The 12177-nt window shown below is 69.3% G+C and carries 13 protein-coding genes; 7 read left to right on the forward strand and 6 right to left on the reverse strand.

Translation table 11 applies throughout. The features are described from left to right. Positions 1 to 40 precede the first annotated feature (40 nt). The 4 genes from mptB (at position 41) to AOM45_RS18775 (ending at position 5380) form a co-directional block, all read left to right on the forward strand. The gene (gene mptB, locus AOM45_RS18760; protein WP_156093684.1) at positions 41 to 1519 is read left to right on the forward strand and encodes a polyprenol phosphomannose-dependent alpha 1,6 mannosyltransferase MptB; all 1479 of its coding nucleotides are present in this window, start codon (positions 41 to 43) and stop codon (positions 1517 to 1519) included. Further along, complete coding sequence (locus AOM45_RS18765) at positions 1512 to 2714, forward strand: mannosyltransferase (RefSeq protein WP_030466390.1); 1203 nt, start codon at positions 1512 to 1514, stop codon at positions 2712 to 2714. The genes mptB and AOM45_RS18765 overlap by 8 nt, the downstream gene beginning before the upstream one ends. Next, positions 2702 to 3928, forward strand: coding sequence for a glycosyltransferase 87 family protein (locus AOM45_RS18770; RefSeq protein ID WP_030466389.1), 1227 nt, complete (start codon positions 2702 to 2704; stop codon positions 3926 to 3928). Before AOM45_RS18765 ends, AOM45_RS18770 begins: the two co-directional genes overlap by 13 nt. Positions 3929 to 4012: 84 nt before the next feature. Beyond that, on the forward strand, positions 4013 to 5380 hold the full coding sequence (locus tag AOM45_RS18775) for a toll/interleukin-1 receptor domain-containing protein (protein ID WP_269083652.1): 1368 nt from the start codon (positions 4013 to 4015) through the stop codon (positions 5378 to 5380). Here the strand turns inward: AOM45_RS18775 and AOM45_RS18780 are convergent. The 5 genes from AOM45_RS18780 to AOM45_RS18800 are packed head-to-tail and all read right to left on the reverse strand — an operon-like array spanning position 5377 to position 9329. After that, positions 5377 to 6651, reverse strand: coding sequence for a phosphotransferase family protein (locus AOM45_RS18780; protein ID WP_051782958.1), 1275 nt, complete (start codon positions 6649 to 6651; stop codon positions 5377 to 5379). The two genes, AOM45_RS18775 and AOM45_RS18780, sit on opposite strands and share 4 nt — an antisense overlap. Then, a complete protein-coding gene (locus AOM45_RS18785; RefSeq protein WP_030466386.1) occupies positions 6651 to 7433 on the reverse strand; it encodes a hypothetical protein in 783 nt (260 codons plus the stop codon). Before AOM45_RS18785 ends, AOM45_RS18780 begins: the two co-directional genes overlap by 1 nt. Positions 7434 to 7438: 5 nt before the next feature. Further along, complete coding sequence (locus AOM45_RS18790) at positions 7439 to 8308, reverse strand: hypothetical protein (RefSeq protein WP_030466385.1); 870 nt, start codon at positions 8306 to 8308, stop codon at positions 7439 to 7441. Beyond that, a complete protein-coding gene (locus AOM45_RS18795) occupies positions 8305 to 8883 on the reverse strand; it encodes a hypothetical protein (protein ID WP_030466384.1) in 579 nt (192 codons plus the stop codon). Before AOM45_RS18795 ends, AOM45_RS18790 begins: the two co-directional genes overlap by 4 nt. A 2-nt stretch (positions 8884 to 8885) precedes the next feature. Continuing rightward, entirely contained in the window at positions 8886 to 9329 is a 444-nt protein-coding gene (locus tag AOM45_RS18800) for a hypothetical protein (RefSeq protein ID WP_030466383.1), read from the reverse strand. Positions 9330 to 9465: 136 nt separating this feature from the next. On the opposite strand from AOM45_RS18800, the gene AOM45_RS18805 reads away from it, so the two are divergent. Together AOM45_RS18805 and AOM45_RS50935 are read left to right on the forward strand one after the other, a co-directional pair. Then, positions 9466 to 9963: a hypothetical protein gene (locus tag AOM45_RS18805; RefSeq protein ID WP_156093681.1), complete on the forward strand. Its 498-nt coding sequence runs from the start codon at positions 9466 to 9468 to the stop codon at positions 9961 to 9963. Further along, positions 9960 to 10097, forward strand: a complete 138-nt coding sequence (locus AOM45_RS50935; protein WP_156093680.1) for a hypothetical protein — start codon at positions 9960 to 9962, stop codon at positions 10095 to 10097. Before AOM45_RS18805 ends, AOM45_RS50935 begins: the two co-directional genes overlap by 4 nt. Here the strand turns inward: AOM45_RS50935 and AOM45_RS18810 are convergent. Further along, entirely contained in the window at positions 10094 to 11356 is a 1263-nt protein-coding gene (locus AOM45_RS18810; RefSeq protein WP_030466381.1) for a YncE family protein, read from the reverse strand. The two genes, AOM45_RS50935 and AOM45_RS18810, sit on opposite strands and share 4 nt — an antisense overlap. A gap of 165 nt (positions 11357 to 11521) precedes the next feature. Here AOM45_RS18810 and AOM45_RS18815 point away from each other — a divergent pair, with 165 nt between their 5' ends. After that, positions 11522 to 12166 carry a TetR/AcrR family transcriptional regulator gene (locus AOM45_RS18815; protein ID WP_030466380.1) on the forward strand — a complete coding sequence of 215 codons (645 nt, stop codon included), beginning with the start codon at positions 11522 to 11524 and terminating at the stop codon, positions 12164 to 12166. Positions 12167 to 12177: the final 11 nt, after the last annotated feature.

The raw sequence follows: 12177 nt of genomic DNA on the forward strand, positions 1-12177 counted from the left end.
CAGCTGGTCGAGTCCTGAATTCAAGAGGGTGGATTCGGTTGTGACCGGAGTTGTTCCCCGGCGAGTCCTGTGGCCAGGCGTGGTCGGCGCCGTGCTGCTCACCGCCGGAGGTCTGGGGGCCGGTGCGATCGTCCGCAGGGATCCGTTGCTGAGCGGGACGATCCTGAACGCGTTGAGGTACGGCCACGGTCACGACCTGGCATTCCTGGTTCTGTTCACCGGCCTGGCTTTCATGGTGGTGTCTTGGGTCCGGCTCGGCCGTCTGGTCCTCTCCGGCGGGGCCGGTGGGCGGATCGTCGCACTCGCCGCGGCGGCGTGGACCGCCCCGCTGATCATCGCGCCTCCGCTGTACAGCCGTGACGTGTACAGCTATTTGGCGCAGGGCGCCGTGGCGTTGCGCGGCTTCGACCCGTACGTGCACGGTGCGTCCGTGTTGGACCTTCCGTTGCGCGGCAACGTGGCGGGTCTGTGGCAGGAGACGCCCTCGCCGTACGGGCCGCTGTTCCTCTTGCTGGGCAAGGTTACCGTCTTCATCACCGGTGACAACGTGATCCTGGGCGCGATCTTCATGCGTCTCGCGGTGCTCACCGGTCTGGTGCTCCTCGCGTGGGCCGTTCCCGGTCTCACCCGTCACCTCGGTGGTCGCACGTCGATCGCGATGTGGCTCACCGTCGCCAACCCTCTCGTGCTCGCACTGGGCATCGGCGGCGCGCACAACGACATCCTGATGGTCGGGCTGATGGCGGCCGGTGTGGTTATGGTGCTCGATCGCAGGCACCTCACCGGGTTCGCGTTGCTCGCCCTCGCGACCGCGGTCAAGGCAACAGCTTTCCTCGTCGTGCCGTTCCTGGTGTGGGTGTGGGCGGCTCGGCTGTCCGGCCCGGCACGGCACCGTTTCCTGACCGCGGCCGCCGCCGGGGGAGCGGCGTTCGTCGTCGTCTTCGCCGCGGCCACCGTCGTCGCGGGCGTCGACCTCGGCTGGATCGACGTGTTGCGCTCGCAGGGGCCGTTGCTGACGTGGATGTCGTTGCCCTGCGCGGTCGCGGAGCTCCTGTACTACTCGGTCGGCAGGTACGTTCCCGGGTTCACGTACCTGGGTGTCCTCAGCGTCTTCCGCGTGGCCGGAGTCATCGTGCTCGCGTACGTCCTGGTCCGGCAGTGGTGGCTGGCGCGTGCCGGTGGGGTCGAGGCGATCAAACGCGCCACGATCGCTCTGCTCGCGGTGTCGCTGCTCGCTCCTTCCGTGCTGCCGTGGTACTTCACGTGGGCGCTGGCGCTGGGGGCGGCGTTCGCCTGGAAGGAACGCTGGATCGGGGTCTTCGCCGGCATCTCGGTCTGGATGGTCCTGGTGACGTTGCCCGACGGCACGATCGTCGCCCGCTGGACCTACGACTCGATGAACCCCTGGGTGTGGTGGCCGTACTTCGCCGCGACGGTCGCGGCCAGCGCGTGGGTCGCGCGGGCGCTGTTGCGGCCGGAGCCCGCGCTCACGCCCGTTGCTGGAGGAACCGGTGGTTGAGCAGTTCGAGAACCGGGTGCTGAGGTTCGCGCCACTGGTGCTGTGCCTGTCGCTGGGCGTCTACGCCTGGACGCTGGGGAATCCGGCCGACTGGGGGATGATCGACCTCAAGGTCTACTGGAGCCTCGCCCCGAACCTGCTGACCGATCAGCTCTATTCGATCAACATGCCGTTCACGGCGGATTTCCCGCTGCCGTTCACCTATCCGCCGTTCGCGGCGATGGTGTTCCTGCCGATCTCCGCGCTGCCCTGGATCGCGGCGCGCGTGCTGTGGCAGGTGTTGTCCCTGCTCTGCCTGTGGTGGCTGGTGCGCACGGCGCTGAAGTTGCTGGCGGACAAGGTGGAGCAGCCGTTCGACGTGACGTGGTCGCGCCGGGCTCTGTTGTGGACGGCGCTGTGCGTGTGGTGCGAGCCGGTGCGCAAGACCCTCGACTTCGGACAGATCAACCTGGTCCTGGTCGCCGGGGTGTTCGCGGCGATGGTGGCGGTCCGGCAGTCCGTGGCGGGACTCGGGATCGGTGTCGGCGCCGGGATGAAGCTGACGCCGGCGATCTCCGGGCTGTACTTCCTCGTCACTCGGCGGTGGCGGGCCGCGGCGTGGTCGATCGCGGGCTTCGCCTTCACCGTGGTGCTGGGCTTCGTCGTGTCGGCCTCCGACTCCTGGCGCTACTGGTTCGAGCTGCTCGGCGCGGCCGATCGCGTCGGGCCGGTCGGGTCGGCGATCAACCAGTCGTTGCGCGGTGCGTTGTCGCGCACGCTCGGGTACGACGTCGAGACGTCGTGGCCGTGGCTGCTCGCCGTGGCGGTGTCGGGCGCGCTGACGTTCTTCGCCCTGCGCAACGCCGTTCGCGCCTCGGACACGTTGGCCGCTGTCGTCATCGTGCAGCTGTTCGGGTTGCTGGTGTCGCCGATCTCGTGGAGCCACCACTGGTTGTGGGCGATCCCGGTGGTGCTGTGGCTGATCTACGGGATCAGGCACCGGCGCGCGCTGGTGCTGGCTCTGGTGTGGGCGGTCGCGACCGGTTCGGACGTCATCACGTTCCTCATCAACCAGCAGCCGTCGATCTGGGAGATCCCGAGACCTTGGCCACTCGCGGCGCTCGGATGGGTTTACCCGGCGCTCGCGCTGATCACCCTCGCCGCCACGCCCGCGCTGCTCCGCGATCAGGAAAGGAGGCCGCAATGGGCACACTGATGAAGGTGGAACGGCGGCTGCTCGCCGTCGCCCCGTGGCTGCTCGCGATCTCCGCGGTCGTGCGCACGTGGGTCCTCGTCACCGGTTTCGGCAACGAGTCGATCGACCTCTACGTGTACTGGTCGCTGGCTCCGCACGTGCTCGACGGCGACCTGTACGCGGTGACGTCACCGCACTCGCCGCCGGACTTCCCGCTGCCGTTCACCTACCCGCCGTTCGGCGCGCTGGTGTTCCTGCCGATGACGTGGCTGTTCTGGGGCGCGGCGCAGTGGAGCTTCCGCGTGTTGTCCGTGCTGTGCCTGTACTGGATGGTGCGCGTGACGCTGCGCCTGGTCGCCGGTGACGCGTGGTCGAAGCTCTGGAACCAGCGGGCGATCCTGTGGACCGCGGTGCTGCTGTGGATGATGCCGGTCTTCCACACGTTCGAGTTCGGTCAGATCAACCTGGTGCTGGCGGCGCTCGTGCTGGCCGCGATGGTGGCCCGTGACTCGCGTGTCGCGGGTGCCGGGCTCGGTCTGACCGCCGGTGTGAAACTCGTGCCCGCGATCTCCGGCCTGTACTTCCTCGCCACGCGCAGGTGGGCGGCCGCGGCGTGGTCCGTCGTCGCGTTCGCCGTGAGCGTCGGCCTGGGATTCTTCGTGGACTTCGGCCAGGCGAAGCGTTACTGGTTCGAGCTGCTCTTCGACCCGTCGCGCGTGGGCCCGCTCGCCACCGCGCACAACCAGTCCCTGCGCGGTGCGTTGTCCCGGACGCTCGGCTACGACGTGGGCATGACCTGGCCGTGGCTGATCGCCGCCGTGGTGTCCGTGGCGCTGTGCTGCTTCGCCCTGCGCTCGGCCGTGCGCGCGGGTGACGCGTTGATCGGCGTGGTGGCGGTGCAGTTCCTCGGCCTGCTGCTCTCTCCGATCTCCTGGGACCACCACTGGGTGTGGGTCGCGCCGTTGCTGATCTGGCTGGTGCACGCCCGGTTGGTGCCGTGGGCGAGGACCACGCTGCTGGCGCTGTGGGTTCCGGTGATGTTCCTGGACGTCATCGCGTTCCAGCTCGACCGGCAGACGACGATCTGGACCATCAGCCGGCCGGGCTGGCTGTCGCTGGTCGGCTGGGCCTATCCCGCGCTGGCGTTGCTCACGCTGGTCGTGGTCGGCCTCGCGGTGAAGGCCGCGACACCGCGAAGCGCGCCCAGGAGCCCGGATCTCGCTCTGGCCAGTTAGGCCATTCGGGTGCTCATCCGCAACATTCGGCCCCGTTCCGGCGATTTCATCAACGGGCGGGGATCGAGGGGATGAGCGACCATCATTTTCGTCAGCTACACCAGGAAAGACGAATCGACAGTGCAGGCGCTGCGAGAGGACCTCGAGCGACTGCACTGGCCGGTGTGGATGGACCACGAGATCCACGGCGGCGAACAGTGGTGGCGCGAGATCATCGAGACGATCCAGCAGACCAGGGTGTTCCTCTTCGCGCTGTCCGACGCCTCGTGGCGGTCCCGGCCGTGCCAGGAAGAGCTCGACTACGCCAAGAGGCTCGGGATCCCGATCCTGCCCGTGCAGGTCGGCCCGATGCTCCACACGCGCATCCCTCTCATGGAGACGCACGCGATCGACTACCGCGAGCGCACGCCCGAAGCCGTGCTGTCACTGGTGGCGGCTCTCGCGGACCTGGGACGGCGTCAGGTGCGGTTGCCCGAACCGCTGCCCGAACCGCCGAAGGTGCCGTTCGAGTACCTGTACCGCATGGCGGAACGGCTGGGGCCGAAGCCGATTCCCGCTGACGACCAGGAAATGCTCATCGTCCAGTTCCGCAGCAAGCTGAAGAACGAGGACGACTCCGTCGCGCGGGCCGACATCGTCAAGCTGCTGAAGGAACTGCGCGGCCGCAGGGAGCTCACCGTCGGCAACGCCGAGGAGATCGACTCGCTGCTGGAGACCGCGGAGTCCAAGGTGGCGGAACCGGACGACGGCGCGACCCGGTTGCCGCCGACCGACCACTGGCGCAAGGGCAGGGTGGAGACGGCGCCGCCCAAGCCGAAGCCGGAGCCGGAGCCGGAGACGCCCGTGCCTCCGCCCGCCGATCTACCGCCCCGCGTGCGCAAGCCGGACCCGCCGATCTCACCACCGGAGCCGGTGCACCGCTGGCCCGCTCCCGAGACGCCGCAACCGGTGCGGGCGGAACCCGTGCCGGAGGAGCCCGCTCCCGCGCCGAAGGACGAACCGCAGGGGGACGCGGCACCGGCGTGGTTGCGGCAGCTCGTCGCGAACGGTCCCGCGGAACAACCGAGCCCCAACGCTCCCGTCACGCCGCCCGCCGAGCCGACCCAGCGCTGGTGGGGAGCTCAGGAGCAGCAGCGCGAAACCCCGCCCCCGCAACCAGAGCCTTCCCCGCAACCAGGGCCTCGCCCGCCGCCGAAGGGACGCGGGCTGGCGTTCGTGAGTGCGGTGCTCGGCGCCGCAGGTCTGCCGTTCCTGTACTTCGGGCCGGCCTGGGGCACCAGTGAAGCGCTGCGAGCGGGCGTGGTGATCCTGCTGATCGTCGTCGTGCTGGGGGTGTCGCTCGCCCTCGTCTCGGTGACGCGCAAGGAGAAGCACTCCCGAGCCGCCTTGGCGATCGCCGTCGCCGGTCTGGTCGGCGTCATCGTGTTCGCCGCGGCTTCCGGGATCTTCTAACAGGATTTGCCGCGCCGCAGGAATCCCACGATCAACGTGCCGATCGCCGCGAGTACGCCGAACAGGGGTGTGACCTCTGTGTCCCCGCCCGCCGCGTCGAGCACGCCGTAAGCCAGCGCACCGACTCCGAGGTAGGCCACCACGGCGAGAAGGAGGACGAGCCAGACAGCCGGCGTCTTCTTCTTTCGCCGCGGCTGCGGTTGCGGCACGGGTGCGGCCGGGCGCTGACCGGCAGCCTCCCACCAGTTGCCCGTCGCGGGCCTCTGTGGGACGGGCTGCGGTCGTTGCGGTGGCGGAGGTGCCATCTCGGGCCTGGGCTGCGGTGGCGCCTGGTGCGTCGCACTCCCCGCGACCACGGTCGTCGTGCGCTGCCACCACGGCACCTCCACGGGACCGAGCAGCGCTTCGAGGCCGCCCGCCGCGACCCACCCCGGCGTGCAACAGCTCTGCAGCCGCACCGCGAGCTCGTCGACCTGCGGGTCGCCGAGACCCTTCAGGTGCCGCCACACCGGGGTGTCGAACGAGCGGAAGTCCTGCTGGGTGAAGAGGAGGTTGTCGTCGGTGTTGAGGGTCGCCCACGTGGGGCGGCGTGCCAGGGCCGACAGCGACAGGTAGATGACGAGGCCGGGGAACGTGTCCATCCAGCGTCCCCACGGCCGGTCGGGCGGCTGGTAGTTGTGGTGCCCGGTCTCTGGCGGTGGCGGGTCGCCGGCGAAGGCCTCGATCCACGCGCAGTCGAAGTCGACCAGCCGCAACCCGCCGCGCGTGTCGACGAGGACGTTGCCGTGCTGAAGGTCGCCGTGCGCGAAACCGGCCTGCTGCAACCGGTCGACGAGACCGCGCCACGAATGCGCGAGGTCGGTGAGGGCGCCGACGTCCTGGCGCGTCACGAGGTCGTCGACGTGCCGGTTCAGCGTGTGACCCTCGATCCACGGCATCTCGACCACGGGCCAGGTGCTGCCGTTGACGCGGATGCCGTTGTCGATCCACCGCGGCAGTGCGACGGTGTCGGTGAGGCTCTTGGCGGTGAAGTACCCGTGCAGCGCGTCGTACCGTGCGCTGTCGCTCGCGTCCGCACGCGTGAAGAAGCGCAACGCACGTGCCTCGGTGCCCGCCATCGCCTTGAACACCACCGCGCTCGCGCCGGACGCCGGTGAGGGGATCTGGAAGATCGGGTGCACGACCAGTTCGAGAGCACGCAGCTCCTCGGTGGTGAACGCGTCGGGCTTCTGCACCGCCTTCATGTAGTCGTCGAACCTCGGAAATCGCATCAGACGCACACCACCAGCTGGTCAGGCCACGACGCCGCGACGCTGATCCGCATCAGCGTGACGTCGTCGTTGGTCATCTCCCGCGCGGCACGGCGGTCGTCGACGAGGGTCTGGAAGCGCTGCGGGTGGTTCAGTCCGGAAAGGACGGACCACAGCCGGTCCTCGTCCTTCTGGCGCTCACGCACCATCCAGTGCGCGAAGGCGTCCGTCGCGAGGTAGACCAGGTCGCCGGGCGCCAGGTCCCCCCGGGCGAACCGCATCTGGCCGATCACGTCCGGCAGCGCGTCGCGTGCGGTCGGCATTCCCTCGGGGTTGACGCCGAAGTCGTCCGCGGACATCTCCGGGAACTGGGCGACGAGCCGGTGGTGCCGCACCTGGAACAGCACGGTGTCGCCCAGTGCGACGGCCCGCCAGTGCGGGCGCCCGTCCAGATCGGCGAACTCGCAGCCGAGGAACGTGGCGAACGCGCCGACACTGTCCAGTTTGTACAGTTCGAGCCCGGACGCGCCCGACAACAACGGATCGTGCCGCCACTCGTGCTGTGCGCGCGAGGCCCAGTCCAGCAGCGAACGTCCGGTCAGCTCGACGTCCGCCGCGACGAACCCCTCGGCGAGCCGCATCGCCCACCGCGTCGAGCCGAAGCCCTCGGTGGCGCCGTCCGCCACCGCGAACCGGGGCCCGCGGCCGTGCACGTCCGCGGGTGCGGAGGCCGCGCCGTCCTCCCACTCCCAGGGGTCGTTGCCCTTCTTGGCAGTGGAGAAGACGACGGGCCAGGCGTGCATCGGCGTCACCGGGACCGATCCGGCACCCTGGTGCCGATCTGCAGCACCCGCAGCAACGTCGACTGACCGACGTTGAACGCGAGCCCGCGCGCACCGGGCCTGACGTCGTAGCCGTCGGCCCTGGCGTTCTCGACCATCGGCGGCGGCAGCTCACTGCTCAGCGCGAACAACTCCGGCCCCGGCAGCGGCAGTCCCGCCGGACCGGACGGGAACACGATCTCCTGGGACGTGGTGGGGGACAGGAACACGTTGAAGAACAACGCGGGCCCGTCGCTGGTCTCGATCGACGTCAGCCGCTTCACCCAGTCCTGCAGCGTCGCGCCCTGGTGCGGGCTGTCGGTCACCATGCCGTCGGTGATGTTGATGATGATCGGCGGGAACGAGTCCGGATGCGCCGACACCCAGTCGAACACGTGCGCCCCCGCCACCTCCACCGCCTGGCACATCGGCGTGCGGTAGCCGTGCACGGGATCCACCCACACCGGCATCTTCACGCTGACCGGCATGACGTCGATGGACGGTTCCTCCCGCACCGCGACGGGATTGGCCGCGAGCTCCGGCAACGGCACCAGCCCGCGCCCGGTCAACGCGCCACCGAACGCGCTCTCCACACCCTCACCGCCGGGCCCGGTGATCCGCGCCCCGTAGCTGAACACCCCGACGTCGAAGTAGTGCCGCACCGGCGCGTTGACCTCGATCGTCGCCTTCACGCACATGTCCAGCAGGATGTTGTTGACCGCCAGCGCCGCCCCCGAGGCGAGCGACCCGCTCGTGGCGCCCCAGGCGAGCTTCATGGAGTCCGACCGGTCGAGCAGGATGACGACACAACCGGGTGTCGCCCGGGAAACCCATTGCCGGTAAGTGCCCGTGGTCATCTTCGCTCCCCTTCGGCAGAGGCGGCCGTGATCAGGTTGTGCCGCACGACGGTCGCCGGCCACGCGGTACCCGGCAGCCACTCCCACCGGTTGCGGCAGTGCGGGTTGTGGCACTCGAACGCGTACCCCCGTCCCTCACGCCGCACGTCGAGCTCGAACCCCGCGCACCGCGGGCACTGCGCGATCTGCACCCGGTGCGCGTCGAAGTCCTCGAGCGGCACCGAGTTCGTCTCCGGCTGAGGTGGTGGGGCGGTGACGGGCTTGCCGGTCTGGGTCCACCACTGGTCGTTCGCCTTGGGGGTGGGGGCCGCGGCGGGCAGCGGGGGAGGCGGCACGTGCATCGGCCGGGGCGGGGGTTGCCTGATCGGTTGCGGCGCAGGCGTTTCCTGTTCTTCGGGCGTCCCGAGGAACAACAGGACGAGCGTGCTGGCGAACAAGGCGCTGAACGTGATGACGAGCAGCTTCTGCTCGGACTGGAGCTCCTTGTTGAGGACGGCGACGCCGAGCACAGCGCCCACCACCGCGAGCGCCACAGCCGCCACCAGGACCAACCGTGCGATGACCCGTTGGGACAAGATCAGCCCTCCTTGACGAAGAGATTGAAGGGACCGGTCTTCCGGTTGACCTGCCAGCAAGGCGTGGCCGGTTTCTCGTTGGTGGGGTCCACCCCCACCCACCTGCCCTTGAGCTGTGCGCACACCGTGAACGTGCCGTCCGCGACGGGGCCTGTGACGCTGCCGTTCTCATCGAGCTTGAGCGGCTTGCCGGACTGGATCGTCACCGAGCTGACGACCTCCCCGGTCGCCGGCTCGGTGTCCTGGTTGTCGGGGTCGGTCGTCTTCGCGAGCCGCAGGCGAACCGTCACGGTGCCGGCGGTCGCCTGCTCTGTCGGCTGCGCAGTCTGCTTCGAGTTCTTCTCCTCGGCGGGACTCATGGCACTGCCGAGCACCAGTGCGACCGCGAGCGAGATCAGCAACGCGTACGCCGGCGCCATGAACTGGCTGCGCATCCACTCAGGCATAGCGGTTCACCGGACGCCTCCCTGCGGTCAGGCGAGTCCTCACCTGTGAGTCGCACGGGAGTGCTGAAGCGTGTCAGTGGACGCGTCCCATTCCCACGAATGGCCCAACGCCGACCTGATCACTAGGCTGGGCGACGTGCCGGGGAGGAAGAAGCGCGCGGGTGGACTGCCGCGCTGGGCGGGCCCCTTCTACCTGACAGCAGGCGCGATCACGCTGATCTGGGCCGGAGTGCTGTTCAACGACTTCTTGAACGTGCCAGAACGCTGCCCGGACACCAGGGTGCGCTGCGGGGCGTTCCTGACCACGTCGCTGCGCCAGTACACGATGTCCTGGGTCGTCTTCGACGTCGCGCTCGCGACGATGCTGGTCGTCACCGGCTGGCTCGCCCTGCGCCGGCGGGACCACGTGCAGCTGCCCGCCTCGGTGACCGGCGCGTTGCTGTTCGTGGACGCCTGGTTCGACACGATGTCCAGCCCGCGCCGCGACCGGCCGCTCGCCTGGGCGCAGGCGTTGTTCGTCGAGGTGCCCCTGGGCGTGCTGTGCCTGTGGATCGCCGGGCGCGCGGAACGTGCCCGGCGGGAACGGCTCGCCGACGCGTTGCGACGGCTGGGCGAAGAGGAGGGAACGTCGTGACCGGCCAAGAAGGCGTTGTCGTGGTCCCGAAGGGCCGGCAGGGGCAGGTCCTTCGGGACGCACGGGCCACAGTGGAGGCCGAGCACCGCGCCCGCAACGCGAAGGCCTTGCGGGACAACGGTTTCGTCGACTAGCGAGCCGAACCGGTCCAGCCGGCGCTGATGCGGGCGATGCGCACGCGCTGCGGGTGGTCGCCGACCGGCACGGAGACGGTCTTCTGCCCGGTGCCGAAGTCGATCGCGGTGACCTGGTCGGAGCCGCTCTCGGAGATCACGCACGCGCGGCCGTCACCGCTGACGGTGGCCCAGTACGGCTTCGAGGCCGTGACGAGCGGGCCTTCCTGCAACGTGCCGCGGTCCACGACGGTGGCGTAGTCGTCCATCGTTCCCGCGACGCACAGCTTGCTGCCGTCGGGGCTCATGGACAGGCCGTGGTGGCGCGAGTCGTTGACGAACGTGGTGCGGTCGTCGCTCGTGTTCGGGTTCTTCGGCAGGGTCTTGACCCGCGTGACCTTGTCGGTGGCGACGTCGTACTCGACGAAACCGTTGAAGAACGACACCTGGAAGTACAGCTTCGAGAAGTCCGGGCTGAACATCGCGGGCCGCACGGCGTTCGACAGGTCCTTGCGGCCGAAGGCGTCCAGCCTGGCGCGCATGTCGATGGTCCTGACGATCTGGAAGGTGTTCGCGTCGACGACCGTGATGTGCCGGTCGCCCTTCATGAAGTCCTGCCAGGGCGCGTCGAAGTTGTTGTTGACCTCGCCGATCGACATGTTCCAGAGGTAGCGGCCGCCGTTGGTGAAGACGTTCTCGTGCGGCTTGTCACCGGTCTTGAACGAACCGAGCTGCGTGCCGGTGTTGATGTCCAGCACGTGCACGGTGTTGGAGGTCGACGCGGAGACCGCGATCCTGGTGCCGTCGGGGGAGACGGCCATGTGGTCGGACCGGAAGCCCGACACCGGGAAGCGCCACTTGATCTGCCCCGTGGCGAGGTCGAGCGAGACGACGTCGGCGAAGCTCGGCCGCGAGACGACCATGGCCGTGCCGTCGGGTGTGGCGTACATGTCGTCGACGAACTGGTCGTGTCCCTCGCCGGGGCCCGACCGGATGCCGAGGAAGAACGCCAGCTTGATCGGGTTGAGGTAGATCTCGGTCAGCCGCGCGTCCTTGTCGGGGATGACGTTGAGCCGGCCGATCTTCGCGAAGTCGCCGGTGGACTTGATGACGTCGGCGGTGCCGTCCCAGTTGTTGCCGACGAACATCACCTCGCGCAGTGGCGCCGCGGAGGCGGCCGGGGCGGTGACGCAGGCCGTGAGGACAGCCGCCGCAGCGACGGCGTGCGTGAGGCGACGACGTGTGAGAGCGCTTCCGGAAGCTTTCCGTGCAGGGTGCATCGCTACTTCTCCGTTGAAGTCGGCGCCCGCGAGGGAAGGCGCGTGCCGCAGGGAGAATCTGAACTTGGTCAAGTTCAGATTCTGGCTACTGGATAGTAGGCTCCGCGTGATCCGTGCCACAAGACCCAGTGGGGGAAACTGCCGTGCGGAACTGATGGAGGTGCGGTGGCAGGCAGGATCACCCCGGCGGAGGGCCGATACGGGGGCAAGGACGCGGCCGAGCGCCGGGACGAGCGGCGCAGGCGGTTCCGGGAAGCGGGCCTGGACGTCTTCGGCGCCGGGCCGGGGTACCGCGGCACCCGCCTGGGCGACCTGTGCAAGGCCGCCGGGCTGTCGAGCCGCCAGTTCTACGAGGAGTACCGCACTCTGGAGGACCTGCTGGCCGACCTGCACCTGTACGTCAACGACGTGGCGGGGAAGGCCGTCGCCGACGCGTTGCCCGGCATCGCGCACCTGAGCCTGCCCGAAATGCTTCCCCTGCTGGTGCACGCCTACGTGAAGGGCGCCTGCGCCGACCTGCGGCACGCCCGCATCGCCTACGTCGAGGTCGTCGGCGTCAGCCCGCGCATGGACCGCCAGCGCCTCGAACGCCGGTCCGTCTGGGTCGAGATGATCAACCGGCTGGCCGCGGACGCCGTCTCCCGCGGCGAGATCCCTCCCGGCAACTACCGGATCACCGCCGCGGCCATCATCGGCTCCGTCAACGGGCTCATGCACGACTGGGTGGTCGGCTGGGTCGACGCGACGCTGGACGAGATCGCGGACGAGCTGGCCCAGCTGGTGCTCGGCCGGTACAACATCGCCGGCTGAGACGATCCGCA

Origin of the sequence: Lentzea aerocolonigenes, assembly GCF_000974445.1 — a bacterium.
Lineage (GTDB): Bacteria > Actinomycetota > Actinomycetes > Mycobacteriales > Pseudonocardiaceae > Lentzea > Lentzea aerocolonigenes.

Excerpts from the sequence above, each read along its gene's own strand:
- AOM45_RS18810 (WP_030466381.1), bottom strand. The coding sequence starts at position 11,356 with ATGCACCCTGCACGGAAAGCTTCCGGAAGCGCTCTCACACGTCGTCGC.
- AOM45_RS18800 (WP_030466383.1), bottom strand. The coding sequence starts at position 9,329 with ATGCCTGAGTGGATGCGCAGCCAGTTCATGGCGCCGGCGTACGCGTTG.
- AOM45_RS18780 (WP_051782958.1), bottom strand. The coding sequence starts at position 6,651 with ATGCGATTTCCGAGGTTCGACGACTACATGAAGGCGGTGCAGAAGCCC.
- AOM45_RS18785 (WP_030466386.1), bottom strand. The coding sequence starts at position 7,433 with ATGCACGCCTGGCCCGTCGTCTTCTCCACTGCCAAGAAGGGCAACGAC.
- AOM45_RS18790 (WP_030466385.1), bottom strand. The coding sequence starts at position 8,308 with ATGACCACGGGCACTTACCGGCAATGGGTTTCCCGGGCGACACCCGGT.
- AOM45_RS18770 (WP_030466389.1), top strand. The coding sequence starts at position 2,702 with ATGGGCACACTGATGAAGGTGGAACGGCGGCTGCTCGCCGTCGCCCCG.